Here is a 26,378-nt window from a genome sequence, read left to right on the forward strand (position 1 = left end):
GTGGCCCCTCAGGAACCGGCTTCCCTCATCTTCGCCCCGAGCTGTTGTTCCCGGATCACCATTCCGCCGGCGACGCCGACGCCAATGACGTACATCCAGCCCTCGTGGAAGTCGAACAAATGCGAGTTGAACAGCGAGGTGAAGACGTTCTGCACCACGACTAGGAGTCCGATCCAATTGGCAAGCCCGTCGCCGCGAAACAACCGCAGATGCAATATCCAAATCGCGTAGAGAATGGCGACGCCGATCGCGCCCCATTGCACCGCAACGTTCAGCGTCTGGTTGTGCGGGTTGCCGATCACCTCGGCTGACGCCCGCCCCTGACCGGCGGGCGTCGCGACGCGTTCGAACAACCCGCGGGTCGAACCGGTGCCGTGCCCCAGGATCGGCGCCTCCGCGAAGAAGCCGAGCGACTTCCGCCAGAACTCGAGCCGCATGCCCATGGAGGTTGCCTCGCCCCGTTCCACATAGCCGGTGTAATCGGTGGTAAACCTCTCGGCGGTGTGGCGCAATTGCGGCGAGGCCTGCCAGGCGAGAACGGCGCCGACGAGCAGCGCGCCGGAGATGATCGCGATGCTGCGCCATTTGAGGTGAAGCAGTGCAAACACGCCGAACATGATCGGAATGGTGACGAGCGCGGTGCGCGACACCACCACGAAGCTCATATTGATGAAGAAACTAAGCGCCAGCGCCGTCAGCAACGCGGCGAACCAGTATCGCTTCTCGCGCAACAGCATCACGATCGGATAGGCGAGCGCCACCGCGCAAAGCGCGAATTCCTGGCTCTGGTCAATGTAGTTCTTGACGAAGATGCCGCGCTCGGGCGGATCGGTCTTGAGCGCGAGGTTCGGGTAGAAGGCGACCAGCCAGGACATCACCGACAGCAAGGCGCAGGACACCAGGAAGGCGATGAATATCCAGTGGCCACGCGGCGAGCGCTCGAAATGATAGAGCAGGACCGGCAGCACGAGCAGCTTGACGGTCGGATTGACCGCGTAGAAGCGCGCACCCCAGGCCGCGTCCGACCACAGCGTCCCCAGCAGCGCGAGAACGACCAGCGCGATCGGCGCAATGCAGATCGGACGCTTCAAGGACTGCAGGAAGTCGCGTAGATCGAGGAACGGCACCATGCAGATCAGCATCAGCGCGTTGAAGATCCCCGCAAGCGATGTCGACCAGGGCAGCGAGGCCGCAGTCAGGATCGCAAACAGATCGACTGTTTCACGCCAGGCCGCCGGACTGCGCAGGCGCCGCCGCAACATCTGGCCGGGGGTCTCGCGTGCGAGCGCCGTCACTTGCCCCCTCCCCGGGCGCGATGAACCAGCGCCGTCGTGCTGAAGCCCTGGAGGATGTCGACCAGCACGACCGCCCCGCCCGCGGCCTCGACCACCTCATGGCCGACGACCTGTTCGCGTGTGTAATCGCCGCCCTTCACCAGCACGCCGGGGTTGATCCTGGTGATCAGGTCGATCGGCGTGTCTTCCGTGAAGATGACGACGAGATCGACGGCCTCCAGTGCGGCGAGCACCTCGGCACGCGCGCGCTCGTCCTGGACCGGACGATCGGCACCTTTCAGCCGCCGCACCGAGGCGTCGCTGTTGAGCCCCACGATCAGGCGGTCGCAGGCGGCGCGCGCCGCGGTCAGCACCTTGACGTGGCCGGGATGAAGGATGTCGAAACAGCCGTTGGTGAAGCCGACGCGCAGGCCCTGCCTTTTCCATTCGGCGAGCTGCGCGTCGAGTGCTGCCGGGTCGAGCACGATCTTCTCTTCGGCCGCGAGCGTGGCATGCGGCAGGATCTTGCGTCGCAGCTCGGCCGCGCTGACGCTGGCGGTGCCCTGCTTGCCGACCGCGACGGCGGCGGCGGCGTTGGCCATGCGCAGTGCCGTGTCCCAGTCCGCGCCGGCCGCGAGCGACACCGCAACCGCAGCGGCGACGGTGTCACCGGCGCCCGAGACGTCGCGCACCTTCACCGGGACGGCCGGCACGTGGACGGCCCCGCCATTCCGCGGCACCAAGGTCATGCCGTGCTCGCCCTGGGTGACCAGGATCGCCTCGCAATCGGCGAGCCGCATCACGTCCTCGCTGGCCTCGACGATGCTCTGCACCGTGTCGGCGCGGCTGCGGGTCGCTTCCGAGAATTCCTTGCGGTTGGGCGTGAGCAGCGTGGCGCCGCGATAGATCGCCCAGTTCAGGCTCTTGGGATCGACGATGACGGGCTTGCCGAGCTTGCGCGCGGCATCGATGGTGTGGCGGATCACGCGAGCCGTCAGCACGCCCTTGGCATAGTCGGACAGCAGCACGATGTCGGCGCGCGCGATCTGCGGCAGGATCGCGTCGATCAACTTCGTTTCGATCTCGTCGGACGCAGCCAGCGCCTGCTCCCAATCCGCGCGCAGCATGTGCGTGGAAAAATGTTCGGAGACGAAGCGGACTTTTCGCGTGGTCGGCCGCCAGGCGTCGCGCACCAGCACGCTCTCGATGCCGGCTTGATCATTGAGCGCGGCCTCGAGCCGCGTGCCGGCCTCGTCCTCGCCGATGAGACCGACGAAGATGCAGCGCGCGCCGAGCGAAGCGACGTTGCGCGCGACGTTGCCGGCGCCGCCGACGTGGATCTCGCTGCGCTGGGCGGCGATGACGGGCGCCGGCGCTTCCGGCGAGATCCGCGACACCTCGCCGTAGACGAACTCGTCCAGCATGATGTCGCCGATGCACAGCACCGTACGGCCTGAGATGGCTTGCGCGAGGGCATCGAAATCGAGAATGGGCGTCGGCATGGTCGAAAGGGCCTCAGCGAAAGCGGTCGGGCCGGTCGAGATAATCCCCGACATAGGCCTTCACCGCGTCCTCGAGCGTCGTGAAGCCGCCGTTATAGCCGGCGCGGAGCAGACGATCGACCTCGCTCTGGGTGAAATACTGGTAAGCGCCGCGGATCTGCTCGGGCATGTCGATGTATTCGATGTTGGGACTGGTGCCGAGCGCCGCATAGGCAGCCAGCATGAGGTCCTTGAAGCTGCGCGCCTTGCCGGTGCCGACGTTGAACAGGCCGGACACCGACGGCGTCGCGAGCAGCCAAAGAACCACGCGCGCGACATCGTCGACATAGATGAAATCGCGACGCTGATCGCCGTCGGCGATGCCCTCGCGATGCGACTTGAACAGCTGCACGACGCGGCCTGCCCTGACGTCGTCGAAGCGCCGCGCCAGCACGCTCATCATCGAGCCTTTGTGATATTCGTTCGGCCCGAACACGTTGAAGAATTTCAGGCCGGCCCATTGCGGCGGGAGCCGATCGCCGCGCGCCACACGTTCGGCGACAGCGAGATCGAACAGGTGCTTGCTCCAGCCGTAGAGATTCATAGGCCGCAACTTCTTCAGCGCCGGCAGCGAGGAATCGTCGTCGAAGCCTTCCGTGCCGTCGCCATAGGTCGCCGCCGAGGACGCGTAGATGAACGGCACGGCATTCATCGTGCACCAGTCCAGCAGGCGCATCGACAGGCGGAAATTGGTCTCGACGACGAGATCACCGTCGGTCGCCGTGGTCGCGGAAATCGCCCCGAGATGGATCATGGCCTCCAGCTTGCGGCCCTTCAGCCAGTCCATCAGCTCGGTCGGGGGAACGATATCCACAAGCTGCCGCTTGGCGAGATTGCGCCATTTGCCTTCGGTTCCGAGGAGATCGCAGATCACGACGTCGCTGCGACCGGCCTCGTTCAGCGCGGCCACGACATTCGATCCGATAAAACCGGCCCCGCCGGTCACCAGCAACATTCCACCTACCTGCCCGATTTTAGGTGCCCGATCCTGCCCTAGCGCATGATCCGCCAAAGTGTAAGCTGTTTTGGGATTGCTCTTCTGCCGCCTTTACCTGCCGGCCCGGAGCGGCTAACCGAGCCGCCATATCGGCACGTGGTCGGCCCTCATAACGAATGAATATTGATTCGCAACTTGGTAGTGATGCAGATCGGAGCGACACACGCCCGATCCTGATCGTCCCCTACATGTGGATCGGCGATTTCGTGCGGAATCACACCGTCGTGCGGGTCCTGAAGGAGCGCTGGCCGAACCGGCCGGTCGATCTCCTCACCACCTCCCTGTGCGCCCCGCTGGTGGACTACATGCCCGGGGTGCGCGCCGGCATCGTCTGGGATATGCCGCGCAGCCGGCTGGCCGTCGCACGCCAGTTCGGCTTGGCAGGGCTGCTGCGGAAACAGAATTACGGCACTGCCCTGGTGCTGCCCCGGACCTGGAAAGCGGCCATCGCGCCGGCACTCGCCGGTATTCCTGAACGGATCGGCTTCGTCGGCGAGTTCCGGTTCGGCCTGCTCAACCGCTGGCGCTGGGGTGAGAAGAAGCTGCCCCGCTTCATCGACAAGAACGCCGCCCTCGCCCAGCCCGACGGCGCGCCCCTGCCCGCGGAATGGCCGGTACCGCAACTGCGCGTCCCGGCCGAGGAGATCGCCCGGTGGCGCGAGGCCAATGGTCTCGGTGCCGGCGCTGCGGTGGCACTCGCCCCGGGCTCGGTCGGCGTCTCCAAGCGCTGGACCTCTTATCCCGAAGCCGCCCGCCTGCTGGTCGAGCGCGGCCTCGAGGTCTGGGTGGTCGGCGGTCCCGCCGAAAAGGAGCTCGCCCAGGAGATCGTCGCCGCCGGCGGCCCGGGCGTCCGCGATCTCACCGGCTCGGACTTGCGCAACGGCATCCTCGCCATGGCCGCCGCCGGCGTTGCCATCTCCAACGATTCCGGCCTGATGCACATCGCAGCCGCCCTGGGCACGCCGACCATGGGCATCTTCGGTCCCACCAGCCCCTATCTCTGGGCCCCGCTGAACGGCCTCGCCGCGACACTGGTGCAGGACAAGGAAAAGCTGTCCTGCCAGCCCTGCCAGAGCACGGTCTGCAAGGTGAACGACCACCGCTGCATGCGGAATATTGCGGCAAGCGAGGTGGTGGGGATTGCGGAGAGGGTGCTGGGGGAAGCGGGAAGCGGGTGACGAACTGAGGCGATCGTGGCTCGGGCCGATGATGACATCCTGCCACTGTTTTGCCCGACGAGTCAAAATTCGTTCGAAAAATCCGCAATCTCTCGAACTCTCCGCCAACTCCTTGATTTTGCTGACCCCGGCTACTGTGCATGGGGTTGTTTTCGCGGTTTTGTTTGCGACAGACGAAAACGGCCTCAGAGCAGCGGCCGATAGACCGCGCCGATCCGCGCCGCCTCGGCATCGAGGCTGAACTTCTCGAGCACCCGCGCCCGCCCGCGCTCACCCATCGCGGTCGCCGCAGCCACATCACGCATCAGCGGCTCGAGCGCCGCAGCGAGCGCGTCGGCATCTCCCGTCGGGATCAGCACGCCGGTGACACCATCCTCGACGACGAGCTCCGCCGCGCCGGCGCGTGCGGCCACGAGCGCGCTGCCGGCCGCCATCGCCTCGATCAGCGTCAGACCAAAGCCTTCGTTGCGCGAAGTGAAGGCGTAGATGGTCAGGCGCTGATACCAGCACTGCACTGCTTCGATCGGCAGCTCGCCGGTGATGACGATGCGCGACTGCAGGTTTGCTGCCTCGATGCGCTTCTTCAGGTCGTTGGCAAAGGGCGTCTGCTCGGCCGTCACCTGCCCGACGATGACAGCGGTGAAATCCGGATAGCGCGGCAGCAGCCGGCACATCGCATCGACGAACAGGTCGGTGCCCTTCTGCGCCCGCACGCGGCCGAAACAGCCGATGGCGTAGCGGCCCGGCAGGCCGCTTTCGGCAAAGGCCGCAGCGCGGTCCTGGGGCGGCGCATAGACGTCGGTGTCGACGCCGTGCGGGATCACCGTCGCCGTCACCTTCAGGAACGAGGCCGAGATGTCGCTCGTCGCGATGATCGCATCCATCTGTCGGATCAGCCAGCGCGTGATCCAGCTATGGTGCCGCTGCGCCGCCGAGGTGAACACGAGCTTGAGCGGCCAGCCGAGCGCGCGCAAGCCAACGCCCGCGATCATCTCGTTGTTGCGGCGCGCATGCCAGATCACAGGCCGCTTGCGGCGCCAGAGCTTGAGGAGATCTCCGATGCTCAGGCGCGCGATCCCCGCCGGCGCGTCCGAGCCGAACCAGGCGGCGCGGTACAGCTTTGCCAGCCGCGGCGCCACCATCCGGTTGGTCGCGGTGACCCCGGAATAGCGCCTGTGCAGATTTGGCACGATCAATTCGAGATCGCCGGGGAAACCCGCCACGTCACACTCCATTTCGCAAAGTCCCTATACGCAACATTAAGCATAGTGACCAGTTCAGCCGCTCCGATACCCCCTCTTCACCACGCAAGCGCTAGCCTTGCGCGTTGATCGAAGACGGGTGAGATCATGACTGTGCTAGTCACCGGCGGCGCCGGCTATATTGGAAGTCATACGGTCCTGGCGCTGGCGGAAGCCGGCGAGGACGTCGTCGTGATCGACGATCTCTCCACCGGTTTCTCGGCCTACCTTCCCGAAGGCGTGCCGCTGTTCATCGGCGATGCCGGCGACGAGAACCTGCTCGAAGGCGTGATCGCCCAGCACGACATCGAGAGCATCATCCATTTCGCAGGCTCGGTGGTCGTGCCGGATTCGATGCGCGATCCGCTCGGCTATTACCGCAACAACTTCACCACCGCGCGCAACCTGCTCAACGTCGCGGTCAAGCGCGGCATTGGCCGTTTCATCTTTTCCTCGACCGCTGCGGTCTACGGCAATCCGGACCAGGTGCCGGTGCCCGAGCACGCGCCGACGCGGCCGCTGTCGCCTTACGGCTCCTCGAAGCTGATGACCGAGATCATGCTGCACGACGTTGCAGCCGCCTACGGCATGCAATACGTGACCTTGCGTTACTTCAACGTCGCCGGCGCCGATCCGCAGGCGCGCATTGGGCTAGCCACCGTCGGCGCCACGCACCTGCTCAAGATCGCGGTGGAAGCCGCCACCGGCCAGCGCGCCAAGATCGACGTGTTCGGCACCGACTATCCGACCCCGGACGGCAGCTGCATCCGCGACTTCATCCACGTCACGGACCTGTCGCAGGCCCATCGCTCGGCACTCGCTTATCTGCGCAATGGCGGCGCCTCGTCCACGCTCAATTGCGGCTATGGCCGCGGCTATTCGGTGCTGGAGACCATCGACGCGGTGCGCCGGGTTTCGGGCCGCAGCTTCGCCGTGCAATACGCCCCGCGCCGGCCCGGCGACATCATGACCATGGTCGCCGACACCAGCCGCATCCGCAGCCTGCTCGACTGGCGGCCGCAATACGACGACCTCGAGACCATCGCAGCCCATGCGCTGGCCTGGGAGGACAAGTTGTTCCGCGAGCGCCACGGCGAGCTCCGCCACGCCGCCTCCGCCTAGAATCATCCCAAGCGCAAGCCCTTAATTGGGCTTGAAAAACCCGGCTTGAGCGGGCACAGAGGCCCATCGATCCCTGACGCGCGGGCAGGCTTTTGTCCTGCGCCGTCAATGGACACCGGATGGCCCAGTTTCCAAAGAAAATCACCGACGATCCCTACGCGGCAGCGGTCCTGATTCGCCGCCTGATCACGGAACAGGGAATCATCTACTGGCGGCGCTACCTCGTGGCCTTCGCGCTGATGGCGCTGGCGGCCGGTGCGACCGCAGGCGCGACCTACGTGCTCGGCCAGGTCATCAACCAGGCCTATGTCGACAAGAACATCCCGGGCATCGCGATGTTTTCGGGGATCACGGTCGTTCTGCTCTTCATCAAAGGCGTGGCGACCTACGGCCACATGGTGATCCTGACCAAGATCAGCAACGCCATCCTCGCCACCAACCAGCGCCAGCTGTTCGCCAAGCTGATGCGCGAGAGCGTCGGCTTCTTTTCCGAGCGGCACTCCTCCGAATTCCTGGCGCGGCTGACCGCCGGCGCCAAGTCGATCACCGACGTCCTCAACATGCTGGTCAACGCCGTCGGGCGCGACCTCCTGATGCTGCTCGCCATGATCGGCGTGATGGTGTGGCAGGATCCGCTGATGTCGTTCATCGGCCTCGTCGCAGTGCCCCCGGCGATGCTGGTGCTGCGCAAGCTGGTCAAGCGCATCAAGGGCCTCGCCTTCAACCAGTTCACCGGCACCGCCGACATCATGGAGACGATGCAGGAATCGCTTCAGGGCATCCGCACCGTCAAGGCGTTCACGCTCGAAGAGACCATGCAGAGGCGCATCGACGAGAACATCGCGGTCGTCGAACGCAACGCCAACAAGATGGCCCGCGTCGCCAACCGCTCCAACCCGCTGATGGAGATGCTGGGCGGCTTCGCCGTCGCGGGCTGCCTGATGTATGGCGGCTATGCCGTGGTCGCGCTGAACGCCACGCCCGGCGCGTTCTTCTCCTTCATGACCGCATTCCTGATGGCGACCGAGCCGGCCAAGCGGCTGGCCCGGCTCAACATCGATCTCAACAGCCAGCTCGTCGGCGCCCGTATGCTGCTCGAGGTCGTCGACAGCCCCGCGAGCGAGCAGTCCGACGATGACAAGCCGGCGCTGAAGCTGACAGATGCCCGTATCGAGCTGCGCGATGTCAGTTTCTCCTATCGCTCGGGCGAGACGGTGCTCAACCGGATGAGCTTCGTCGCGGAGCCCGGCAAGGTGACTGCGCTGGTCGGCCCCTCCGGCGGCGGCAAGTCGACCGTGCTGGGCCTGCTCCTGCGCTTCTACGAGGTGACGCAGGGCGACATCGTGATCGACGGCCAGCCGATCTCGTCGGTCTCGCGCAAATCACTGCGCGCCCAGACCGCCTATGTCGGCCAGGACGTCTATCTGTTCCGCGACACCATTCGCAACAACATCGCCTTCGGCAAGCCGGACGCCAGCGAGGACGAGATCGTCGAGGCGGCGAAGGCGGCCTGCGCGCACGACTTCATCACGGGCTTTCCGCTCGGCTACGACACGCCCGTCGGCGAGCACGGCACCCAGCTCTCGGGCGGACAGCGCCAGCGCATTGCGGTCGCGCGCGCGCTGCTCAAGAACGCGCCGATCATCCTCCTGGACGAAGCCACTGCCGCGCTCGATTCCGAATCCGAGCGGCAGGTGCAGGAGGCGATCGAGCATCTCTGCCAGAACCGCACCACCATCGTGATCGCGCACCGCCTGCACACCATCATGCACGCAGACAGCATCCTGGTTGTCGAAGGCGGCGAGATCGTCGAGCAGGGCCGCCATGACGAGCTGCTCCGTCGCGGCGGCCGCTATGCCTCGTTCTTCCGCCTGCAGCATCACGACGCCGGCGCTCTGGCGCCGATCAGCGCAACCGCATAGAGTTCGTTCCACCTCAAGAGCAGCGAGACCCGCATGAACGCCGCCTCCTACGTCATCCCGCTTCCGCCCCAGGCTTCGCTTCCCGTCGTCGGCGAGAGCGGCCGTTATCCGGTACGCCGCATCTGGTGCGTCGGCCGCAACTATCTCGAGCACATCCGCGAGATGGGCAATGACGAGCGCGCACCGCCGTTCTTCTTCGCCAAGCATGCCGACATGCTGGTGCCCGACGGCGCCACCATTCCCTATCCGCCTCTGACCAAGGATCTGCATCACGAGGTCGAGCTGGTCGTCGCGATGAAGAGCGGTGGACTGAACATTCCCGCCGACAAGGCTCTGGACCACGTCTACGGCTACGCTGTCGGCATCGACCTCACCCGGCGCGATCTCCAGATCGCATCGCGCAAGAAGGAGCGCCCGTGGGAGATCGGCAAGTCGTTCGACTATTCGGCGCCCTGCTCCGCGCTGCAGCCGGCCTCGAAGATCGGCCATCCCTCCAAGGGCAAGATCTGGCTGACGGTCAACGGCAAGGAAGCGCAGAAGGGCGACCTCACCGAGTTGATTTGGAACGTGCCCGAGATCATCTGGCAGCTCTCCCAGCAGGTGAAGCTCGCCGCCGGCGACATCATCATGACCGGCACGCCCGCCGGCGTGTCGCAGCTCCAGCCTGGCGACAAGCTCGAATGCGGCGTCGACGGCATCGGCACGCTGAAGGTCAGCATCGGCCAGCCGGAATAAGGCTCGCTGCAGCTCGAACTCAAAAGGCCCCGGAATGGGGCCTTTTGCATGTCGATCGTGCACGCGGTCGAGCTACCAGGCCTTTACCGGCCGATTGGCGTGGCTCGCCTGCGGCACACCGCGATTGAGCGACATGTGCGAATGCACGCACAGCCAGCCATCGCCGTTCCTCGAAAACACCATCGTCGCGCGGCCTGGGCGCGCGAACGTGCTGCCATCGGGATGATAGCCCGTGCTCGTCCACGGCGCGACGACGGTTGCCATCATACCGTCCGGTGATGCCAGAACGGAGGTCTGATCGAGGACGAAACGGAAGTCGGTCGTCTTCGGCCAGACATTGTCCCATTGGGTTTTGACCCATTGATCGAGGCCGGGGATGACGTCGCTATGGGTGCCGAAGGCGAGCACGTCCGGATCGAAGAGCGGCCGCGCCGAGGCGTAATCGACCTCTCGGACATAACCCGCGAAGGTGTCCAGCCATCGGCGGAAGAACTGCGTGATCTCAGTATTCGCGGTCGGCAAAGAGGCCATCACCTGCTCCACATTCGGCAACTCAATCACGGCGATCTTTGTTGCCATGGGCCGGACGATCCAGCAAGATTTGTGCTCCGGGATCACTCGATCGCGACAGGTGTCACGTCACAGCCGGGTTCGATGCTTCGACATCGGCCGGCTCCATTTTGTGGGAGCCAGATTCATGAACCGCGTCCTTCTGCTTGCAGCCTCCCTCCTCCTCACGGGCAGCACAGCCGGCGCGCAGTCCAGTCAACCCTATGCCGGCCTTGAGAAGCGCCCCATCAAGGCGCTGTCACAGCAACAGATCGACGATCTCCGCGCCGGACGCGGTATGGGCCTGGCTCTCGCTGCGGAGCTCAATGGATATCCCGGTCCCAGCCACGTCCTCGAGCTCAGTGATCGTCTCGGCCTGACCGCCGATCAGCGCGCCGAGGTTCAACGGCTGTTCGATGCCATGAAACAGGAAGCCGTTCCGCTGGGTAACAAGCTCGTCGAGCAAGAGAGAGCGCTGGAAGACCTCTTCTCTTCCCGCAGGGTCACATCGGAAGCGCTCAAGACCAGCATTGGCGCCATTGCCGAAACTCAGGGGCAGCTCCGCGAGAGCCACCTCAAATACCACCTCTCAACCGCTGCCGTGCTCGATCAGAGCCAGATGCAGCGATATGCAGAGTTACGGGGCTATCAGCGTCCCGACGGCTCCGCAGGGCACAAGCACAAGCACCATCACTAGACAATGCCGACCGAGATCAGACGATCGCGCTAGGGCGGATCGAGATGAGGCAACGGCCGACCAAGCTTCGCTGATCCGCCCCGCGCATTTGCCTCAGTTCAGTGCCGAATACACGATGAGGCCGAGGATCAGCGCCGCCAGCGCGTATTTCAGCGTGTAGTAGACGTTGCGGTTCCACTCCTTCACCTTGCGGCTGGCGAGGTGGATCTCGTAGAGCTTGCCGAACACCTTGTTGAGCACGCCGACGTGCTCACCGTCGACATTCTGGGTCGCCGACGCCTTGACGATGTGATGGCTGACCCAGCGGTTGATCGCGGTCATGAAGCCGTACTTCATCGGGCGCTCGACATCGCAGAACAGGATGATGCGGTTGACGTCGGTCGCATTCTCGGCGCTGTGGATGAAGGTCTCGTCGAACATGAAGGCCTCGCCATCACGCCAGACGCATTCGACGCCATCGACGAGGATCCGGCACTTGTTCGAGTTCGGCGTGACCAGGCCGAGGTGATAGCGCAGAGAGCCGGCGAAGGGATCACGGTGAGCGCCGAGCTTGCCGCCGGGCGGCAGCATCGCGAACATCGCGCCATGCACGCTCGGTATCGATTTGAGTAGCTCCACCGTCGTCGGGCACAGCGTGTTCGCCGACGGCAGGAAGTCGTCGTACCATTTCAGGTAGAACCGCTTCCAGCCGCTCTTGAAGAACGAGTAGAAGCCCCAATCGTTGTTCTTCGCCGCCGCGCGGATAAAACCTTCATCGAACAGGCGCACGGCTTCGTCGCGGATGGTCTCCCAGTTCTCGCGGAGGGGCTTCAGCTCCGGAAACTGATCGACCGAGATCACCGGCTTGTTCGGCACCGCCGAGCCCGCATACATCAGCACATTGTAAGGTGCGAGATAGGTCGAGTGATCGCCGAGCTGGCGCGCGAAGCGCAGCCGCTGCTTGCCGCGGAAGTGGACGTAAATCGTCGAAGCCGCAAGCACGTACAAAATGACGAGCTGCGGCGCAAAAAGCTGTTTCAACATTTCCCCAACCCCCCAAGTGACCCAGCCGGGGTGTCGTGTAGCTCGACCCGGCCGGAGCGGCAAGATATTCGCCGGTGGGTTGCAATCACGCCGGGGAGAGCAAGGGTTGAAACTGGGGTCAAAACCGGCCGAAACGAGCCGAATCAGGCCCGCGACAGCGCCTGCAGGCCCTTGAAGGTCAGGCGTTTGGGGTCGGTGACGCCGGCGAGGTAGAGGCGGCGGATGAAGGCGATGACGGCATCGCGGTCGCAATCGGTCAGCGCGACGACGGCGTCGACCGCTATTCTCTGGGCTTCCATTGGGTTCACCTCGGCCTTGCGCGTAACCCCGGCCGAGACAGGCTAGGACTCATCCGTTAAATCGGCGTTAACCGTTCAGGAACCATCGCCGATTCAGCCGCCCCGCCGTATACGCGAAAACGCGCATTGCGCGGGCATGAAGCGGCTCAACGCGCCTTGGTGCTCTGCTTCAGCAGCGCAAACTGCTTCTTCAGCCGGGGCACGGCGAAGTCGGTGAAGGCGCGCACCTTGGGCACCGAAAGCCGGCCCTGCGGGCAGATCAGATGCGCTGGCATCTCCGGATCCTCGTCGTCCGCCAGCACGATCTCGAGCTCGCGGCGCGAGACCTGCTCGGCCACTTGGTACGAATACATCCGCGCCACGCCGCGCCCGGCCACAGTGGAGGCCACTGCCGCATAGGTGCTGTTGACGACGAGCCGCGGGGTGAACTGCACGGTGCGCGGCGCCGATGAGCCCGGCTGCGGCGCAAAGGTCCAGGAATTGGGCAGATGCGCCATCGCGACGATCTGGTGTTTGGCGAGATCGCCCGGCTCGGTGATGCGCGGATGTTGTTTCAGGTAGCGGGGAGCTGCCACCACGACGCGGCTGATCCCGCCGACCCGCATCGCCAACATCGCCGAATCCGCCAGCGGACCGATGCGAAGCGCGATATCGACGCCTTCCTCGATCAGATTGACCGCACGGTCGAACAGCAGGAGTTTTGCCGATACGGTCGGATAGGCGTCGAGAAACGCGTCGAGGATCGGCCGCAGTACCATCTCGCCGGAGACCACCGGAGCGGTGATCGTGAGCAGACCACGCGGAGCCGTGCGCGGTCCGGCCGCGATGTCCTCGGCCTCCTCCAGATCGGTGAGCACGCGGCGGCAGATCGCGACATAACGCTCGCCTTCCTCGCTCAGCTTGATCGAGCGTGTCGTCCGGTGCAGCAGCTCGGCGCCGACCCGCTGCTCCAGAAAGGCGATGGCGCGGCTCACCGCAGCCGGCGATCGGCCGAGCTTGCGTCCTGCGGCAGCCAAGCTGCCCTCGTCCACCGCAAGGACAAACACCTTCATCGCGTCCAGACGATCCATGCGCTCGCCGCAGCCCCCTGAGATTTCGGCTGAAAGCTAGGCGTTTGCGCCGGCTGCGACAACCTCCGCAAGGATCGATCCGGCATTCGTTCGCGTCGCGAAAGAGTGTCTGCCGGGCAGCGGATATTCGCAAGCAAGCCGCCGCAGCGTACCTCAACGCCCAAGCCAGCCGCCGCTGGCGCAGGTTTTCAAGCCAACAACAGGAGCCCGTCATGGGTATCGAGCAGAAGGTCGCCATCATCACCGGTGCATCGCAGGGTATCGGCGCCGCCCTGGTCCAGGGTTTTCGCGATCGCAACTATCGCGTCGTCGCAACGGCGCGCTCCATCAAGCCGTCGGGTGACGACGACGTCCTCGCCGTTGCAGGCGACATCGCCGAGCGGTCCACCGCAGAGCGCGTGGTGTCGCAAGCGATCGCCCGCTTCGGCCGAGTCGACACGCTGGTCAACAACGCGGGCATCTTCGTCGCAAAACCGTTTACCCAGTACACGGCCGAGGACTATGCCGCAGTTATGGGCACCAATGTCGCGGGCTTCTTCAACATCACGCAGCTTGCCATCGCCGAAATGGAGAAGCAGGGGTCTGGCCACGTCGTCCAAATCACGACGACGCTGGTCGATCAGGCCAATTCGAATGTGCCCTCGGTGCTGGCCTCGCTGAGCAAGGGCGGGCTGAACGCCGCGACCAAGTCGCTTGCGATCGAATACGCCAGGCGCGGCATCCGCGTGAATGCGGTGTCGCCCGGCATCATCAAGTCGCCGATGCACCCGGTCGCGACGCATGCCCAGCTCGACGCATTGCACCCGGTCGGCCATATGGGGGAGATGTCTGACATCGTCGATGCCGTGCTCTATCTCGAGGGCGCCTCCTTTGTCACCGGCGAAATTCTGCATGTCGACGGCGGCCAGAGCGCCGGCCACTGAGCGAGGAGAACGACAATGCCCATCGTCACCATTCAAGTGACCCGCGAGGGAACGGCGCCGGTTGCGGCGTCGCTCACGGCGGAGGAGAAGGCCGCACTGATCAAGGGCTCGAGCGAGCTGCTGCGCGACGTGCTCGGCAAGCCGCTCGAGTCCACCTTCGTCGTGATCGAGGAGGTCGACACCGACAATTGGGGCTGGGGCGGCGTGCCCGTGCAGGAATTCCGCCGCCACCGCGCCGCCCAGGCAGGATGATCTGCACGCCGTCGCGCGCAAGAGGATGACATGACCTCGGCACGATCGTCGGCCCGCTCGTCGCCGACCATCTCGGCGACCGCTCGGGTTTTGGTCCCGCCCTTCGCGCAGGCGAGCTGCATCACCTGGCACTGGGCTTTGTCATGCTTTGAGCAAGCGACCTCAGCAACTCGGTTTGCTTCAGGACCAACTCACATTGCTTTCGCGCATGCGTGCCCGACAGCTCAACCAACTCTGCCAGAGTCTTTGCACGCCCTAGCTCCCGCGCATACTCCAAGGTCGCGCCCGCATTGACCTTCATCAGTTCGAGCACGACGGTGCGACACTCGGCTGCCGTCCCAATCGCGTCGATGAGATCGCTTTCCGCGACGACGGTTTCATTGGCCTCTGATGTCACACTGGCCAGCCGTGACTTTGCGAGGTCGTTGGCGTAGTTGAGCGTAGCGCTCATGCCGTCCAAAGCGCAGGCTTGATATCCCTTAGCCATGGCCACGATGAGATCAGTGCTGCTCGGAGGTTCAGGTCTTGCAACAATGACGCTGGCCGCTTGTTGTGCCGGAACAGTCATAGGAGCAGGGGCTCCTTGCGCGACCTGCGGCGCATCTTGCGGGAAGACGGCGAATGAGCCCGGCGGCATGGCCAAGCCCTCGTCGACCGCACGGCTCACTTCCGCCGCCAGTTCCAGCAGCGAGCGACGCCAGGTGCGTGCAACGTCAGCAGGCAGCTTTGAGCGCGCCTTTCCCATAATCATCCGACTCCTCGGCCAAGTGCGCCGCGATCCAACCAACAAACTTACAATTTCGTCCGAAGCTTTTGCCCGCCGGTGCGAACTCCGTCACGCCCAACCCTGCTCCGAGTGCATCCTGGTGATCGTTACGCTGCGCAATAAACAGGAGTGCAAGCACGCCGAGCGAGCTTAGCGATGTGGCAGCTTCGCTCAGCCGGCACCCTCGCGTCGGTGTCTGATTGAGGATAAAGGCAAATCGGCGGTTGAGCCTGCGAATGGCGATCAGTGTAGGAATTGCGGCTTCGATATCGGCCGGGCTCGGGCGCGCCGGGATGAGACAGAGATCGGCGCAGGCGATGACGCGCATTGCCAAGCCGTTGGTCGTGGCAGCTGTGTCGATGATGGCAAGCGAGACGCCTTCGGCCTTCAGCCGCGCGATCAACGGTTCGATCTCGGCTGGATCGGCAACGCGCTCGACGCGGGGATAGGGATGATCGCGGCGCTCTTTCCATTTCGAGATCGTACCTTGCGCGTCCGCCTCAATGAGAGCGACGCGCTCAGCTTGCTGCATTGCTGCCACCGCCAGTCCAACGGACAGCGTACTCTTGCCGCTTCCGCCTTTTTGCGTGACCAGGGCAAGGACGTGCATGTCCCGCGCTCCCCTTCGACGGCAACGACGCGGAACTTAGACGTTGTCGGAAATAAACTTCTTGCAGCGCAAAAATACTACCGCAAGTCGCGATTCGTCTCAAGCGAACGCGAGGCTATCCCGGCATCCTACGTAGCAAGATCAGGAATACTGCATCACGCCATCGTCGATCCGACCGAAGCGCAACGAGACGATGTCGAGCGCGTAGTTCTGGTGGAGCCGCCAGGGCCGCTTCGAGCCCTGCTTCGGCATCCTGGCAATCGAGCGCTGCACGTAGCCCGAGGTGAAATCGAGCGAAGGCTGCGCGGTGATGGTGGGATCATCGTTGTGCGGCATGCACTGGCGGAAATTGTGCCGGTCCATGTAATTGATGAGGCGGCAGACATATTCGCAGGTGAGGTCGCATTTCAGCGTCCAGGACGCGTTGGTGTAGCCGAAGGCCGAGGCCATGTTCGGCACGTCGGCATACATCATGCCCTTGTAGGTCAGCGTGTTGGCGAAATCGACGGAGCGGCCGTCGACGCTGACCTCGAGGCCACCGGCGACCTGGAGCACCAGCCCGGTCGCCGTCACGATGATGTCGGCCGCCAGCTCGCGGCCGTCCTTCAGGCGGATGCCGTCATGCGTGAAGGTGTCGATCTCGCTGGTGACGACGCTGGCGCGCTGCTCGCGGATCGCATTGAAGAGGTCGCCGTCGGGCACGAGGCACAGCCGCTGGTCCCAGGGATTGTAGCGCGGCGTGAAGTGGGTCGCGACGTCGTAGTCCGGGCCGAGCGCGATCCTCACGCCCTTGAGGATGAGATCCTTCACCTTCGCCGGCCTGCGCCGGCTGAGCTGGAAGAAGAACATCCCCCACATCACGTTGCGCCAGCGGATCAGGTGATAGGCGAACTTCGCCGGCAGGTTGCGGCGCAGCTTGTTGGCGACGGGATCCTGCGCCGGCCGCGACACCACATAGGTCGGCGAGCGCTGCAGCATGGTGACCTGCTCCGCCTGCTTGGCGAGCTCCGGCACCAGCGTTACCGCTGTCGCGCCCGAGCCGATCACGACGACACGCTTGCCCGCGTAGTCGATGTCCTCGGTCCATTTCTGCGGATGCACGATGCGGCCGGCGAAATCAGCGGCGCCCTTGAACTCCGGCGTATAGCCCGCTTCGTATTTGTAATAGCCTGAGCACATGAATAGAAAGTTGCAGGTGAAGCGCACCAGCTCGGTCGCGCCCTCGCCCGTGATGCGCTCGGCCTCGACGGTCCAGCGCGCATCCGGCGTCGACCACGCCGCGCGCTTGACGCGGTGGTGGAAGCGGATGTGCTTGTCGATGCCGTTCTCGCTAGCAGTCTCGCGCACGTAGTTCAGGATCTGCGGCCCGTCGGCGATCGCCTTCGGATCGGTCCACGGCTTGAACGAATAGCCGAGGGTGAACATGTCGCTGTCAGAGCGGATGCCGGGATAGCGGAAGAGGTCCCAGGTGCCGCCGATGCAATCGCGTCCCTCGAGGATGACGTAGCTCTTGGCCGGACACTTGGTCTGCAGATGATAGCCGGCGCCGATGCCTGATAGCCCGGCGCCGACGATCAGCACGTCGAAATGTTCTTGTTGCATGGTTTCCTCCGCCGGGGCGGATTGTCCGCCTGCCGCTGCTGGCCGTCAATCGGCAATCAACGTGCCGCAACTGCAAAGCGAGTTGAATTCCATGCCCCGAAACAACAAAGCCCCGGATCGCTCCGGGGCTTTGCGTCGATGGTTGGTCGAACCGGTGGCTCAGTAGCGGTAGTGGTCCGATTTGTACGGGCCTTCCTGCTTCACGCCGATATAGTCGGCCTGGTCCTTGCGAAGCTCGGTGAGCTTGACGCCGATCTTGGAGAGGTGCAGGCGGGCGACCTTCTCGTCGAGCGTCTTGGGCAGCACGTAGACCTTCTTCTCGTACTTGCCGTCCTTGTTGTTGGCGAACAGCTCGATCTGCGCCAGCGTCTGGTTGGTGAAGGACGCCGACATCACGAAGGACGGATGGCCCATCGCATTGCCGAGGTTCACGAGGCGGCCCTCCGACAGCAGGATGATGCGGTGCTTGTCGGGGAACTCGATCTCGTCGACCTGCGGCTTGATGTTGGTCCACTTCAGATTGCGCAGAGACGCGATCTGAATTTCGTTGTCGAAGTGGCCGATGTTGCAGACGATGGCGCGATCCTTCATCGCGCGCATGTGTTCGATGGTGATGATGTCCTTGTTGCCGGTGGCGGTGACGAAGATGTCGGCCCGCGGCGCGGCGTCTTCCATGGTCACAACCTCGTAGCCTTCCATCGCCGCCTGCAGCGCGCAGATCGGATCGACCTCGGAGACCATGACGCGGCAGCCGGCCTGGCGCAGCGAGGCGGCCGAGCCCTTGCCGACGTCGCCGAAGCCGGCGACCATCGCTACCTTGCCCGACAGCATCACGTCGGTGCCGCGGCGGATGCCGTCGACCAGCGATTCACGGCAGCCATAGAGGTTGTCGAACTTCGACTTGGTGACGCTGTCGTTGACGTTGATGGCCGGCCACAGCAGCGTGCCCGCTTTCTGCATGTCATAGAGACGATGCACGCCGGTGGTGGTCTCTTCGGAGACGCCCTTGATGCTGTTGGCGATCCCCGCGAAGTAGCCCTTCGGCTTTTCCTTGAGCTGCTTCTTCAGAAGCGCGAAGAACACTTCCTCCTCCTCGGAGCCGGGCTTATCGAGGAAGGCGGTGTCGCCGTTCTCCGCGCGCAGACCGAGATGGACATACATGGTGGCGTCACCGCCGTCATCGAGGATCATGTTCGGGTGACCGCCGCCGTGCCAGTCGAACAGCTTGGCGGTGTAGTCCCAGTACTCGGTCAGCGTCTCGCCCTTGACGGCGAAGACGGGAATGCCGGCGGCGGCGATCGCAGCGGCAGCGTGATCCTGCGTCGAATAGATGTTGCAGGAGACCCAGCGGATGTCGGCGCCGAGCGCGGCGAGCGTCTCGATCAACACGCCGGTCTGGATCGTCATGTGCAGCGAGCCGGCGATGCGCGCGCCCTTCAGCGGCTGCTTCGGGCCGTACTCCTCGCGGGTGGCCATCAGGCCGGGCATCTCGGTCTCGGCCAGCGAGAGCTCCTTGCGGCCGAAATCGGCGAGCGAAATGTCCTTGACGATGTAATCGGTGAAGCCGGGCTTCGCGTTCATGGCGAGTGTCCTGTTGTTGAACTCGTCATTCCGGGGCACTTCCAAGAGGCGAACCCGGAATCTCGACGTGATAGATGAGGATCCCGGGGTCGCTCGCGTACGCGCCCCGGGATGTCGCGTTTATTAGAGCGCGCGCTTGAGCTGCTCGACGAGGTCGGTCTTCTCCCAGGAGAAGCCGCCCTCGTTGTCGGGCGTGCGGCCGAAATGGCCGTAGGCCGAGGTGCGCGCGTAGATCGGCCGGTTGAGATCGAGATGAGTGCGGATGCCGCGCGGGGTGAGGTCCATCGCCTTGGCGGCGGCCTTCTCGAGCTGGTCTTCCGAAACCTTACCGGTGCCGTGGGTGTCAATGTAGATCGACAGCGGGCGCGCCACGCCGATGGCGTAGGCGAGCTGCAGGGTGCAGCGGTCGGCAAGACCGGCGGCGACGATGTTCTTGGCGACGTAGCGCGCAGCATAGGCCGCGGAGCGGTCGACCTTGGTCGGATCCTTGCCGGAGAACGCGCCGCCGCCGTGCGGGGCCGCACCGCCATAGGTGTCGACGATGATCTTGCGGCCGGTCAGGCCGGAATCGCCGTCGGGACCGCCGATGTAGAACTTGCCGGTGGGGTTGATGTGCCAGATTGTCTTCGCGGTGATCCAGTCCTTCGGCAGCGCCTCGCGCACATAGGGCTCGACGATCTCGCGAACCTGGTTCGAGCTGAGGTCGGGAACCAGATGCTGGTGCGACACGACGATCTCGCGCACGCCGACCGGCTTGCCGTTCTCGTACTGCACGGTGACCTGGCTCTTGGAGTCCGGACCCAGCACCTTCTCCTTGCCGGAGTGGCGGGCTTCCGAGATCAGGCGCAGGATCTTGTGGGCGTAGAAGATCGGCGCCGGCATCAGATCGGGCGTCTCGTTGGTGGCGTAGCCGAACATGATGCCCTGGTCGCCCGCGCCTTCTTCCTTGACCTCGCCCGGCTGCAGCGCATCGACGCCCTGGGCGATGTCGGCCGATTGCGGATGCAGGAGGATCTCGATGTCGCAGGTCTTCCAGTGGAAGCCTTCCTGCTCGTAGCCGATGTCCTTGATCGCGCCGCGGACGACGCCCTCGATCTGCTCGTTGGTCACCGACTTCGGGCCGCGGGTCTCGCCGGCGATCACCACCTTGTTGGTGGTCGCGAGCGTCTCGCAAGCGGCGCGGATTTGCCAGGGGTCGATGCCCGCCTTAGGCCCTTCACGGTAGAACAGGTCGACGATCTCATCGGAGATCCGGTCACAGACCTTGTCCGGATGGCCCTCGGACACGGACTCGCTGGTGAAGAGATAGGACGCGCGCATCAGTAACCCCTTGTTCCGCCGCTAGCCGGCGGGCGTTTGCGATGTTTACTTTTGATGATGTCAATCACGCCGGCGCGAGATGACGTAGGATTCGTCGAGAAACCAGAGCCCGTTGTACTTCCGCAGCACATCCCTGGCGGCATCCAGAGTGCGGCCGTTTTGAGTCATTTCTGTCAATCGGTCGTCCTCAATCTGAGCGACATACACCGCCGCATTCCACGCTGCAAAGGCCGTCGAGGTTCCGATGGTGCCGGTGACCTCGTTGGGCAGAGCTTCCATATCATACCTGAAGATCGAACGATTGTCCGCGTATGCATTAAAATTTAAGTCGCGGCCCACCGATCCAAGTTCATACTTAACGGCACGCAGTAGCTCATGACGGCTGACTGAGAAAGGATTTTCTCCCGGCCAGATCGCCTGGATCATTTCCATGCCCGGATCCTGCCCATGGGAGTGGATACCGATCAGCCTGCCGCCCGGCCGCAGCGCCCGCGCCAGAGGTGCAATGATCCGCTTGGCCCGGAAATTGACCGATGACAGGGCCCGGTACGGCTGGGATGCGATGACGAGGTCGAAATTGGCCTCAGTCTGACCTGGCCGCGGAATGGTCGAATCGAGCAGGAACCGGTGATCCTCGCGATAGAGCACGAGGACGACCGGCCGCTCGTAGAGCGGCATGGCAGTGCGTGGGCTGATCGCAGCGCGCCAGTTCTGCTCCAGAAAGGGCCTCAGTTCCGCGATCTGCTGCTCGAACTCGCCCGACGAAGCGCCGCGGAGCGGCACCTCATGCCAGACGGTGGCGGCCGCCGCCGCGGGCGACGCTGGCGTCAGCCAGGGCGCCTCGGCGTAGAACATGTTGGTGAACACGAACACCGATGCCGGGTGCTCGAAAATGCGGTCCGGCACCTTCTCCAGCGTCAGGCGCAAATCCTCCAGGCTGAGTTCCTTGCCCGCGACGTAGAACGGCATGTGCGGAAAGCGCTGGTGCGTGGCGCGCAGCACCCGCGCCAGCACCGTTCCGTCGCCGACGCCGGCGTCGAACAGGCGCAGCGCCGGCGGGCGCGGATGGATGGAGGCAAGCTCCAGCGCGACGCGGTCCGCGATCACCCGCTTTTCGCTGCAGGTGTGGACGAACAGCAGATATTTCTGGCGGTTCTCGAAGAAGCGGAAATTGCCGCGCGGATCGCGCTTCTCGGGCGGCACCTGAAGTCCCCGCGGCGGCGGCACGCCGCCGGCCATCGAGGCCGCCATATAGGCCTGGATCCGCTCCAGCGTGTCGATGGTGATGCGCTTTCCCTCGCGCAGGCGATGCACCAGCTTCCCATCGTTCACTGCGCGCCGGCCGAACGTCGATTCCGCCATGTCCGCCTTGCGGCAGAAGTCGGTGATCTGGCTCAGGATTTCGTCGTTCTTCATGAGTGGGAAATCGGTGGGCAGACGGATTGGGACCAATCTCCTAGCAAAATCTGCCCACTGAGGGAATAGCGGATCCAAGCGCCTCCTTCACAGTTTGCTCCGGCCGCGAGCCGCGCCCCACTCTGGCCCCGCCGAGCAACAACTGGCGCTTCTCCTCTGATCGCCTCCTTACCGTGCGCGCCTGCCCGGTCGCCCTGCTCGCCGCGCTCCTGTGGTCCGCCCGCGGTCGCGCAGGCACGCGCAATCAGCTCGAGCCGAGCTGCACGGCGGACACGACGCCGCAGACAAGATGATCAATGCCTGCGAAGGAATCATCGCGTGGGAGGTGCAGGGGCACGGCCCGCCGAGCGGCACGAGCTCAATCGCGGCAAGGCCAGGCGCGGCAAGGTGATCTCGACCCCGAAGAACAAGCATGTGCCCATGGTCGAACTCCTCTCTGTGGGGGTCTATCTGGCGGAGAAGTGACTCGTGCCCGGACGCAGCGCAGCGCTTCTCAGCGGTGCTCTGCAGAGCTGAGGCCTATAGCTCCGCGCAGCAAGTCGAGCAGCATGGGTCCCGGCTCTGCGCAGCAACGCTGGAGCGTTGCTGCGCGTCCGGGACACGGGTGAGCCTTAACGGCGGAGCCTTACTGCCCCCACACTTCCTTCGCGATCTCGACCGCGAGGCTGAGCTTGGCCCACTGCTCCTCCTCGGAGAGGATGTTGCCCTCTTCCGTCGAGGCAAAGCCACATTGCGGCGACAGCGCGAGCTGCTCCAAGGGCGCGAACTTGGCGGCTTCTTCCAGGCGGCGCTTGATGTCGTCCTTCTTCTCGAGCTCGCCGAACTTCGAGGTGATGACGCCGACCACGACGACCTTGTTGCCCTTGGGCAGGAAGCGCAGCGGCTCGAAACCGCCGGCGCGGTCGCTGTCGTACTCCAGGAAGTAGCCGTCGTAATTGGTGCCGGCGAGCATGGTCTCGGCCACCGGCTCGTAGCCACCCGAGGAAATCCAGGTCGAGCGGAAATTACCGCGGCAGACGTGGGTCGTCACCACCATGTCGGCCGGCTTCTCCGCCAGCGCGTAGTTGATGATGCGCGCATAGATCTGTTGCAGCCCATCCGGATTATCGCCGCGCTCGCGTGCCTTCTGCAATTCGTCCTGCGAGCAGAGATAGGCCCAGACGGTGTCGTCGAACTGGAGATAGCGGCAGCCGGCGTCGTAGAACGCCTTCACGGCCTTGCGGTAGGTCTTGCCGAGATCTTCGTAGAAGGCGTCGAGATCGGGATAGACGTCCTTGGAGATCGACTTGCGTCCGCCGCGGAAGTGGAGCACTGCCGGCGAAGGGATCGTCATCTTGGCGGTGACGTGAGCCTGGTCGGCGACCTTCTTCAGGAAGCGGAAGTGGTCCAGCATCGGGTGGCTGTCTGGAAAGTCGAGCTTGCCGATGACGCGGACCGCATCGTGACGGGTCTGCACGCCCGTGAACTGGATGCCGGTGTCGGGGTGAAACAGCTCGCAGCCGGTGAGCTTGGCCAGGAAGTCGAAATGCCACCAGGAGCGGCGGAATTCGCCGTCGGTCGCGAGCTTCAGCCCGATCGAGGCCTGCTTGTGCACGACCTTCTCGATCTCCATGTCCTCGATCTTGCGCAGATCGTCGGCCGAGATCTCGCCCTTCTCCAGCCGGCTACGGGCTTCCTTGATCTTGAGCGGACGCAGGAGGCTGCCGACCTCGTCGGCGCGGAAGGGGGCTGTGGTTCGCTGCATGTGTTACTCCCTGGACATCTTAGTGGGCCGCCGCCCCGGCGACGCCGAGATGGCGCTCCAGGACAGAGGGGTCGGTCTTCAGCGCGGCGCTCGGAGCGTCGTGGACGATCGTTCCGCGCTCCAATATCACAACGCGATCGGCGAGCCCCAGAATCTTTTGGGCATTCTGCTCTACGATGATCGAGCAGATACCTCCGGACCGGGTGATGGTCCCGATCGCCTTCAAGAGTTCCTCGACGATGATGGGCGCAAGGCCCTCCATCGGCTCGTCCAACAGCAGGACTTTCGGATTGAGGGTAAGTGCGCGACCGATCGCCAGCATCTGCTGCTCGCCGCCGGAGAGCTGGTTGCCGAAATTGCTCCGCCGCTCCTTCAGCCGCGGAAACATCTCGTAGACCTTCTCGACCGTCCAGGGACCGGGCTGCGCTACGGCGGTCATGTTCTCTTCCACCGTCAGCGAGCGGAAGATGTTGCGCTCCTGCGGCACCCAGCCGATGCCGGCGCGCGCCCGCTGGTCGGGCCGCATCGCCGTGACATCGGTGCCGGCCAGCGCAATGGAGCCTGCGAAGCGGCGCGTGACGCCGACGATGGAGTTGATCAGCGTGGTCTTGCCGGTGCCGTTGCGCCCGAGCAGCGCCAGCACCTGTCCTTCGGCGAGGCGGAGCGTCATCTTCGGCAGCACCACCGCCTCGCCGTAGCCGGCGCGAAGCGAATCGATCGCGAGCAGGTCAGACATCGACCGCCTCCTCGCCGAGATAGACCGCCTTCACCTGCGGATCGCGCGCGACCTCTTCGGGCCGGCCTTCGGTCAGCAGCGCGCCGGAGACCAGCACCGAGATGCGATCGGCAAAGGAGAACACGAGGTCCATGTCGTGCTCGATCAGGAGCACGGTGACGTCCCGCGGCAGGCTGCCCACGACGGCGAGAATGTCGTGGCGCTCGCTCTCGGGCACGCCGGCGGCGGGCTCGTCGAGCAGCAGCACGCGCGGCTTGGCCGCAATGGCCACCGCGATCTCGAGCAGGCGCTGCTTACCGTAGGGCAGCGTCACGGTCTCTTCGTTCATGACGTCGAGCAGATGGAAGCGGGAGAGCAGATCGGCGGTCTCGCCATTGACGTCACTGCGCGTGCCCATCCGTCGCCACCAGTCGCCGCCATGGCCGAGGCGCTCGGAGACCGCGAGCCCGATGGTCTCCAGGGGAGTCAGGTCCGGGTAGAGCTGGTTGATCTGGAACGTGCGCGACAACCCGCGCAGCACGCGCTTGTGCACCGGCAGATCGGTGATGTCCTGGCCTTCGAGCAGGATGCGGCCCGAGTTCGGCTTCAGCACGCCCGTGAGCTGGTTAATGACCGTGGTCTTGCCGGCACCGTTCGGACCGATCAGCGCGTGGCGGGCGCCCTGCTCGACCTTCAAGGACAGATCGCGGGTGACGCGCAGGCCGCCGAACTGCTTTTCGAGATTCTGGGTTTCGAGCGCGATGGTCATGAATCGCTCTCCGGCACGGCAACGATCGCCTTGCGCCCCGCAATCCGCCTGATGATCAGGTTCGGCACATACAGCACCCAGCGATGCAGGCGCTGGCGGCCGACCAGCACGATCACGACCAGCACGAGGCCGATCCAGAACTGCCAGTATTGCGGCGTGATGGTCGAGAACAATTCCTGGAGCAGGCGGAAGATCACCGCGCCGACCAGCCCGCCGTAGAGATAGCCGGTACCGCCGATCACCAGCACCAGCATCAGGTCCGCGGAGCGCTCGAAGGCGAACACGTCGAGCGAGGCGATCGCGGTCGTCTGGGTGAACAGCGCTCCCGCAATGCCGGCATAGAACGCAGCCAGCGTATAGATCGCGACCAGGCGGCGGTTGACCGGAATGCCAATGGCGGCGGCGCGGAGAGGATTGTTCTTGATGGCGCGCAGCGACAGGCCGAACGGGGAATTTACGACGCGGCGGGCCAACAGGAACAGCAGGAACAACACGGCGAGCGAATAGAAGAAGCCGGCCTTGCCGAACATGTCGAACGGGATCTCGCCGAAGATCGGCTGCATCTCGATGCCCTGCAGGCCGTCGGTCCCACCGGTGATATTGGAGAAGCGCTCGGCGAGCGCTTCCAGCAGCAACGCAATGCCGAGCGTCACCATCAGGCGCGTCAGGTCGACGCCGCGGATCACCAGAAAGCTGGTGGCAAAGCCGAGCACCATGGCGGCAAGGCCGGCGACGATCAGCGCCAGCACGGGTTCCTTGACGATGCCGTGCAGCGCCAGCAGCCCCGCGGCATAGGCGCCGACGCCGAAGAAGGCGGCATGGCCCAGCGAAACGATGCCGGCATAGCCGAGGATGAGATCGAGCGACATCGCGAACAGCGCGAGGCGCAGGATGTCAGTCATGATCAGATAGCGCGACGGAAATGCGAAGCCGCAGGCCAGCACGATCAGCCAGAAGGCGATTTCGCCGTAGTGCCAGCGCGCCTGGCGCTGGGCATGGTAGCCGACGTCGGAAGCAGCGCTCATCGGTGAA

At 64.5% G+C, this 26,378-nt stretch carries 26 protein-coding genes; 8 read left to right on the top strand and 18 right to left on the bottom strand.

What is annotated here, in order from left to right; genetic code table 11:
• Nucleotides 1-8: 8 nt before the first annotated feature.
• The 3 genes from GA0061099_RS33500 to rfaD are packed head-to-tail and all read right to left on the bottom strand — an operon-like array spanning nt 9 to nt 3,770.
• Nucleotides 9-1,295 carry an O-antigen ligase family protein gene (locus GA0061099_RS33500; RefSeq protein ID WP_036029954.1) on the bottom strand — a complete coding sequence of 429 codons (1,287 nt, stop codon included), beginning with the start codon at nt 1,293-1,295 and terminating at the stop codon, nt 9-11.
• Nucleotides 1,292-2,776 carry a D-glycero-beta-D-manno-heptose-7-phosphate kinase gene (gene rfaE1, locus GA0061099_RS33505; RefSeq protein WP_036029951.1) on the bottom strand — a complete coding sequence of 495 codons (1,485 nt, stop codon included), beginning with the start codon at nt 2,774-2,776 and terminating at the stop codon, nt 1,292-1,294. The genes GA0061099_RS33500 and rfaE1 overlap by 4 nt, the downstream gene beginning before the upstream one ends.
• Nucleotides 2,777-2,789: 13 nt before the next feature.
• On the bottom strand, nt 2,790-3,770 hold the full coding sequence (gene rfaD / locus GA0061099_RS33510; RefSeq protein ID WP_036029948.1) for an ADP-glyceromanno-heptose 6-epimerase: 981 nt from the start codon (nt 3,768-3,770) through the stop codon (nt 2,790-2,792).
• A 158-nt stretch (nt 3,771-3,928) separates the two neighbouring features.
• On the opposite strand from rfaD, the gene waaF reads away from it, so the two are divergent.
• A complete protein-coding gene (gene waaF, locus GA0061099_RS33515) occupies nt 3,929-4,990 on the top strand; it encodes a lipopolysaccharide heptosyltransferase II (RefSeq protein ID WP_036029947.1) in 1,062 nt (353 codons plus the stop codon).
• A gap of 185 nt (nt 4,991-5,175) precedes the next feature.
• On the opposite strand, the gene GA0061099_RS33520 is transcribed toward waaF, so the two are convergent.
• On the bottom strand, nt 5,176-6,213 hold the full coding sequence (locus GA0061099_RS33520) for a glycosyltransferase family 4 protein (protein WP_083235142.1): 1,038 nt from the start codon (nt 6,211-6,213) through the stop codon (nt 5,176-5,178).
• A 126-nt stretch (nt 6,214-6,339) separates the two neighbouring features.
• Between GA0061099_RS33520 and galE the strand changes: the two genes are divergently transcribed.
• From galE to GA0061099_RS33535, 3 genes are all read left to right on the top strand, one after another.
• Nucleotides 6,340-7,353: a UDP-glucose 4-epimerase GalE gene (galE, locus tag GA0061099_RS33525; protein ID WP_036015779.1), complete on the top strand. Its 1,014-nt coding sequence runs from the start codon at nt 6,340-6,342 to the stop codon at nt 7,351-7,353.
• 119 nt (nt 7,354-7,472) lie between these two features.
• A complete protein-coding gene (locus tag GA0061099_RS33530) occupies nt 7,473-9,275 on the top strand; it encodes an ABC transporter ATP-binding protein (protein WP_036015777.1) in 1,803 nt (600 codons plus the stop codon).
• Between the two features lie 33 nt (nt 9,276-9,308).
• Nucleotides 9,309-10,010, top strand: a complete 702-nt coding sequence (locus GA0061099_RS33535) for a fumarylacetoacetate hydrolase family protein (protein ID WP_036029941.1) — start codon at nt 9,309-9,311, stop codon at nt 10,008-10,010.
• Nucleotides 10,011-10,082: 72 nt separating this feature from the next.
• Here the strand turns inward: GA0061099_RS33535 and GA0061099_RS33540 are convergent, their stop codons facing one another.
• On the bottom strand, nt 10,083-10,541 hold the full coding sequence (locus GA0061099_RS33540; protein ID WP_036015790.1) for a YybH family protein: 459 nt from the start codon (nt 10,539-10,541) through the stop codon (nt 10,083-10,085).
• Between the two features lie 166 nt (nt 10,542-10,707).
• Between GA0061099_RS33540 and GA0061099_RS33545 the strand changes: the two genes are divergently transcribed.
• Nucleotides 10,708-11,256, top strand: a complete 549-nt coding sequence (locus GA0061099_RS33545; RefSeq protein WP_036015773.1) for a Spy/CpxP family protein refolding chaperone — start codon at nt 10,708-10,710, stop codon at nt 11,254-11,256.
• Nucleotides 11,257-11,349: 93 nt separating this feature from the next.
• Here GA0061099_RS33545 and GA0061099_RS33550 read toward each other — a convergent pair whose 3' ends face one another.
• The 3 genes from GA0061099_RS33550 to GA0061099_RS33555 form a co-directional block, all read right to left on the bottom strand.
• Entirely contained in the window at nt 11,350-12,279 is a 930-nt protein-coding gene (locus tag GA0061099_RS33550) for an aspartyl/asparaginyl beta-hydroxylase domain-containing protein (protein WP_036029938.1), read from the bottom strand.
• Nucleotides 12,280-12,422: 143 nt separating this feature from the next.
• Nucleotides 12,423-12,578 carry a hypothetical protein gene (locus tag GA0061099_RS41520; protein WP_007612486.1) on the bottom strand — a complete coding sequence of 52 codons (156 nt, stop codon included), beginning with the start codon at nt 12,576-12,578 and terminating at the stop codon, nt 12,423-12,425.
• Between the two features lie 146 nt (nt 12,579-12,724).
• A complete protein-coding gene (locus GA0061099_RS33555; protein ID WP_036029935.1) occupies nt 12,725-13,648 on the bottom strand; it encodes a LysR family transcriptional regulator in 924 nt (307 codons plus the stop codon).
• 212 nt (nt 13,649-13,860) lie between these two features.
• On the opposite strand from GA0061099_RS33555, the gene GA0061099_RS33560 reads away from it, so the two are divergent.
• Nucleotides 13,861-14,571, top strand: coding sequence for an SDR family NAD(P)-dependent oxidoreductase (locus GA0061099_RS33560; RefSeq protein ID WP_036015767.1), 711 nt, complete (start codon nt 13,861-13,863; stop codon nt 14,569-14,571).
• A 15-nt stretch (nt 14,572-14,586) separates the two neighbouring features.
• A complete protein-coding gene (locus tag GA0061099_RS33565; protein ID WP_036029931.1) occupies nt 14,587-14,823 on the top strand; it encodes a tautomerase family protein in 237 nt (78 codons plus the stop codon).
• A gap of 121 nt (nt 14,824-14,944) precedes the next feature.
• On the opposite strand, the gene GA0061099_RS33570 is transcribed toward GA0061099_RS33565, so the two are convergent.
• From GA0061099_RS33570 to GA0061099_RS33595, 6 genes are all read right to left on the bottom strand, one after another.
• The gene (locus GA0061099_RS33570; protein WP_036029929.1) at nt 14,945-15,568 is read right to left on the bottom strand and encodes a phasin family protein; all 624 of its coding nucleotides are present in this window, start codon (nt 15,566-15,568) and stop codon (nt 14,945-14,947) included.
• Entirely contained in the window at nt 15,537-16,199 is a 663-nt protein-coding gene (locus GA0061099_RS33575) for a ParA family protein (protein WP_036029927.1), read from the bottom strand. The genes GA0061099_RS33570 and GA0061099_RS33575 overlap by 32 nt, the downstream gene beginning before the upstream one ends.
• Nucleotides 16,200-16,340: 141 nt before the next feature.
• On the bottom strand, nt 16,341-17,801 hold the full coding sequence (locus GA0061099_RS33580) for a flavin-containing monooxygenase (RefSeq protein ID WP_036029923.1): 1,461 nt from the start codon (nt 17,799-17,801) through the stop codon (nt 16,341-16,343).
• A gap of 159 nt (nt 17,802-17,960) precedes the next feature.
• A complete protein-coding gene (gene ahcY, locus GA0061099_RS33585; protein ID WP_036015760.1) occupies nt 17,961-19,382 on the bottom strand; it encodes an adenosylhomocysteinase in 1,422 nt (473 codons plus the stop codon).
• Between the two features lie 123 nt (nt 19,383-19,505).
• Complete coding sequence (gene metK, locus GA0061099_RS33590) at nt 19,506-20,702, bottom strand: methionine adenosyltransferase (RefSeq protein ID WP_036015759.1); 1,197 nt, start codon at nt 20,700-20,702, stop codon at nt 19,506-19,508.
• Between the two features lie 60 nt (nt 20,703-20,762).
• Entirely contained in the window at nt 20,763-22,118 is a 1,356-nt protein-coding gene (locus GA0061099_RS33595; RefSeq protein WP_057028724.1) for a hypothetical protein, read from the bottom strand.
• A 318-nt stretch (nt 22,119-22,436) separates the two neighbouring features.
• On the opposite strand from GA0061099_RS33595, the gene GA0061099_RS41525 reads away from it, so the two are divergent.
• The gene (locus GA0061099_RS41525; protein WP_157784118.1) at nt 22,437-22,583 is read left to right on the top strand and encodes a hypothetical protein; all 147 of its coding nucleotides are present in this window, start codon (nt 22,437-22,439) and stop codon (nt 22,581-22,583) included.
• Between the two features lie 160 nt (nt 22,584-22,743).
• On the opposite strand, the gene GA0061099_RS33600 is transcribed toward GA0061099_RS41525, so the two are convergent.
• From GA0061099_RS33600 to GA0061099_RS33615, 4 genes are read right to left on the bottom strand one after another with little or no spacing between them, the layout of a single operon-like run.
• A complete protein-coding gene (locus GA0061099_RS33600) occupies nt 22,744-23,862 on the bottom strand; it encodes a cobalamin-independent methionine synthase II family protein (RefSeq protein ID WP_036015736.1) in 1,119 nt (372 codons plus the stop codon).
• 19 nt (nt 23,863-23,881) lie between these two features.
• Complete coding sequence (locus tag GA0061099_RS33605; protein ID WP_036029900.1) at nt 23,882-24,598, bottom strand: ABC transporter ATP-binding protein; 717 nt, start codon at nt 24,596-24,598, stop codon at nt 23,882-23,884.
• A complete protein-coding gene (locus tag GA0061099_RS33610; RefSeq protein ID WP_036029897.1) occupies nt 24,591-25,346 on the bottom strand; it encodes an ABC transporter ATP-binding protein in 756 nt (251 codons plus the stop codon). The genes GA0061099_RS33605 and GA0061099_RS33610 overlap by 8 nt, the downstream gene beginning before the upstream one ends.
• Nucleotides 25,343-26,371: a branched-chain amino acid ABC transporter permease gene (locus GA0061099_RS33615; protein WP_036029893.1), complete on the bottom strand. Its 1,029-nt coding sequence runs from the start codon at nt 26,369-26,371 to the stop codon at nt 25,343-25,345. The genes GA0061099_RS33610 and GA0061099_RS33615 overlap by 4 nt, the downstream gene beginning before the upstream one ends.
• Between the last annotated feature and the right edge of the window lie 7 nt (nt 26,372-26,378).

Source organism: Bradyrhizobium yuanmingense, from assembly GCF_900094575.1.
Taxonomy (GTDB): domain Bacteria; phylum Pseudomonadota; class Alphaproteobacteria; order Rhizobiales; family Xanthobacteraceae; genus Bradyrhizobium; species Bradyrhizobium yuanmingense.

Bases quoted from the DNA above. Each gene is read 5' to 3' on its own strand.
- galE (WP_036015779.1), top strand. From the start codon at position 6,340: ATGACTGTGCTAGTCACCGGCGGCGCCGGCTATATTGGAAGTCATACG.
- GA0061099_RS33555 (WP_036029935.1), bottom strand. From the start codon at position 13,648: ATGGATCGTCTGGACGCGATGAAGGTGTTTGTCCTTGCGGTGGACGAG.
- GA0061099_RS33595 (WP_057028724.1), bottom strand. From the start codon at position 22,118: ATGAAGAACGACGAAATCCTGAGCCAGATCACCGACTTCTGCCGCAAG.
- GA0061099_RS33605 (WP_036029900.1), bottom strand. From the start codon at position 24,598: ATGTCTGACCTGCTCGCGATCGATTCGCTTCGCGCCGGCTACGGCGAG.
- GA0061099_RS33560 (WP_036015767.1), top strand. From the start codon at position 13,861: ATGGGTATCGAGCAGAAGGTCGCCATCATCACCGGTGCATCGCAGGGT.
- GA0061099_RS33610 (WP_036029897.1), bottom strand. From the start codon at position 25,346: ATGACCATCGCGCTCGAAACCCAGAATCTCGAAAAGCAGTTCGGCGGC.
- GA0061099_RS33565 (WP_036029931.1), top strand. From the start codon at position 14,587: ATGCCCATCGTCACCATTCAAGTGACCCGCGAGGGAACGGCGCCGGTT.
- GA0061099_RS33535 (WP_036029941.1), top strand. From the start codon at position 9,309: ATGAACGCCGCCTCCTACGTCATCCCGCTTCCGCCCCAGGCTTCGCTT.
- GA0061099_RS33550 (WP_036029938.1), bottom strand. From the start codon at position 12,279: ATGTTGAAACAGCTTTTTGCGCCGCAGCTCGTCATTTTGTACGTGCTT.
- rfaD (WP_036029948.1), bottom strand. From the start codon at position 3,770: ATGTTGCTGGTGACCGGCGGGGCCGGTTTTATCGGATCGAATGTCGTG.
- rfaE1 (WP_036029951.1), bottom strand. From the start codon at position 2,776: ATGCCGACGCCCATTCTCGATTTCGATGCCCTCGCGCAAGCCATCTCA.
- GA0061099_RS33580 (WP_036029923.1), bottom strand. From the start codon at position 17,801: ATGCAACAAGAACATTTCGACGTGCTGATCGTCGGCGCCGGGCTATCA.
- GA0061099_RS33570 (WP_036029929.1), bottom strand. From the start codon at position 15,568: ATGGGAAAGGCGCGCTCAAAGCTGCCTGCTGACGTTGCACGCACCTGG.
- GA0061099_RS33615 (WP_036029893.1), bottom strand. From the start codon at position 26,371: ATGAGCGCTGCTTCCGACGTCGGCTACCATGCCCAGCGCCAGGCGCGC.
- metK (WP_036015759.1), bottom strand. From the start codon at position 20,702: ATGCGCGCGTCCTATCTCTTCACCAGCGAGTCCGTGTCCGAGGGCCAT.
- waaF (WP_036029947.1), top strand. From the start codon at position 3,929: ATGAATATTGATTCGCAACTTGGTAGTGATGCAGATCGGAGCGACACA.
- ahcY (WP_036015760.1), bottom strand. From the start codon at position 19,382: ATGAACGCGAAGCCCGGCTTCACCGATTACATCGTCAAGGACATTTCG.
- GA0061099_RS33530 (WP_036015777.1), top strand. From the start codon at position 7,473: ATGGCCCAGTTTCCAAAGAAAATCACCGACGATCCCTACGCGGCAGCG.
- GA0061099_RS33545 (WP_036015773.1), top strand. From the start codon at position 10,708: ATGAACCGCGTCCTTCTGCTTGCAGCCTCCCTCCTCCTCACGGGCAGC.
- GA0061099_RS33575 (WP_036029927.1), bottom strand. From the start codon at position 16,199: ATGCACGTCCTTGCCCTGGTCACGCAAAAAGGCGGAAGCGGCAAGAGT.
- GA0061099_RS33540 (WP_036015790.1), bottom strand. From the start codon at position 10,541: ATGGCCTCTTTGCCGACCGCGAATACTGAGATCACGCAGTTCTTCCGC.
- GA0061099_RS33600 (WP_036015736.1), bottom strand. From the start codon at position 23,862: ATGCAGCGAACCACAGCCCCCTTCCGCGCCGACGAGGTCGGCAGCCTC.
- GA0061099_RS41520 (WP_007612486.1), bottom strand. From the start codon at position 12,578: ATGGAAGCCCAGAGAATAGCGGTCGACGCCGTCGTCGCGCTGACCGAT.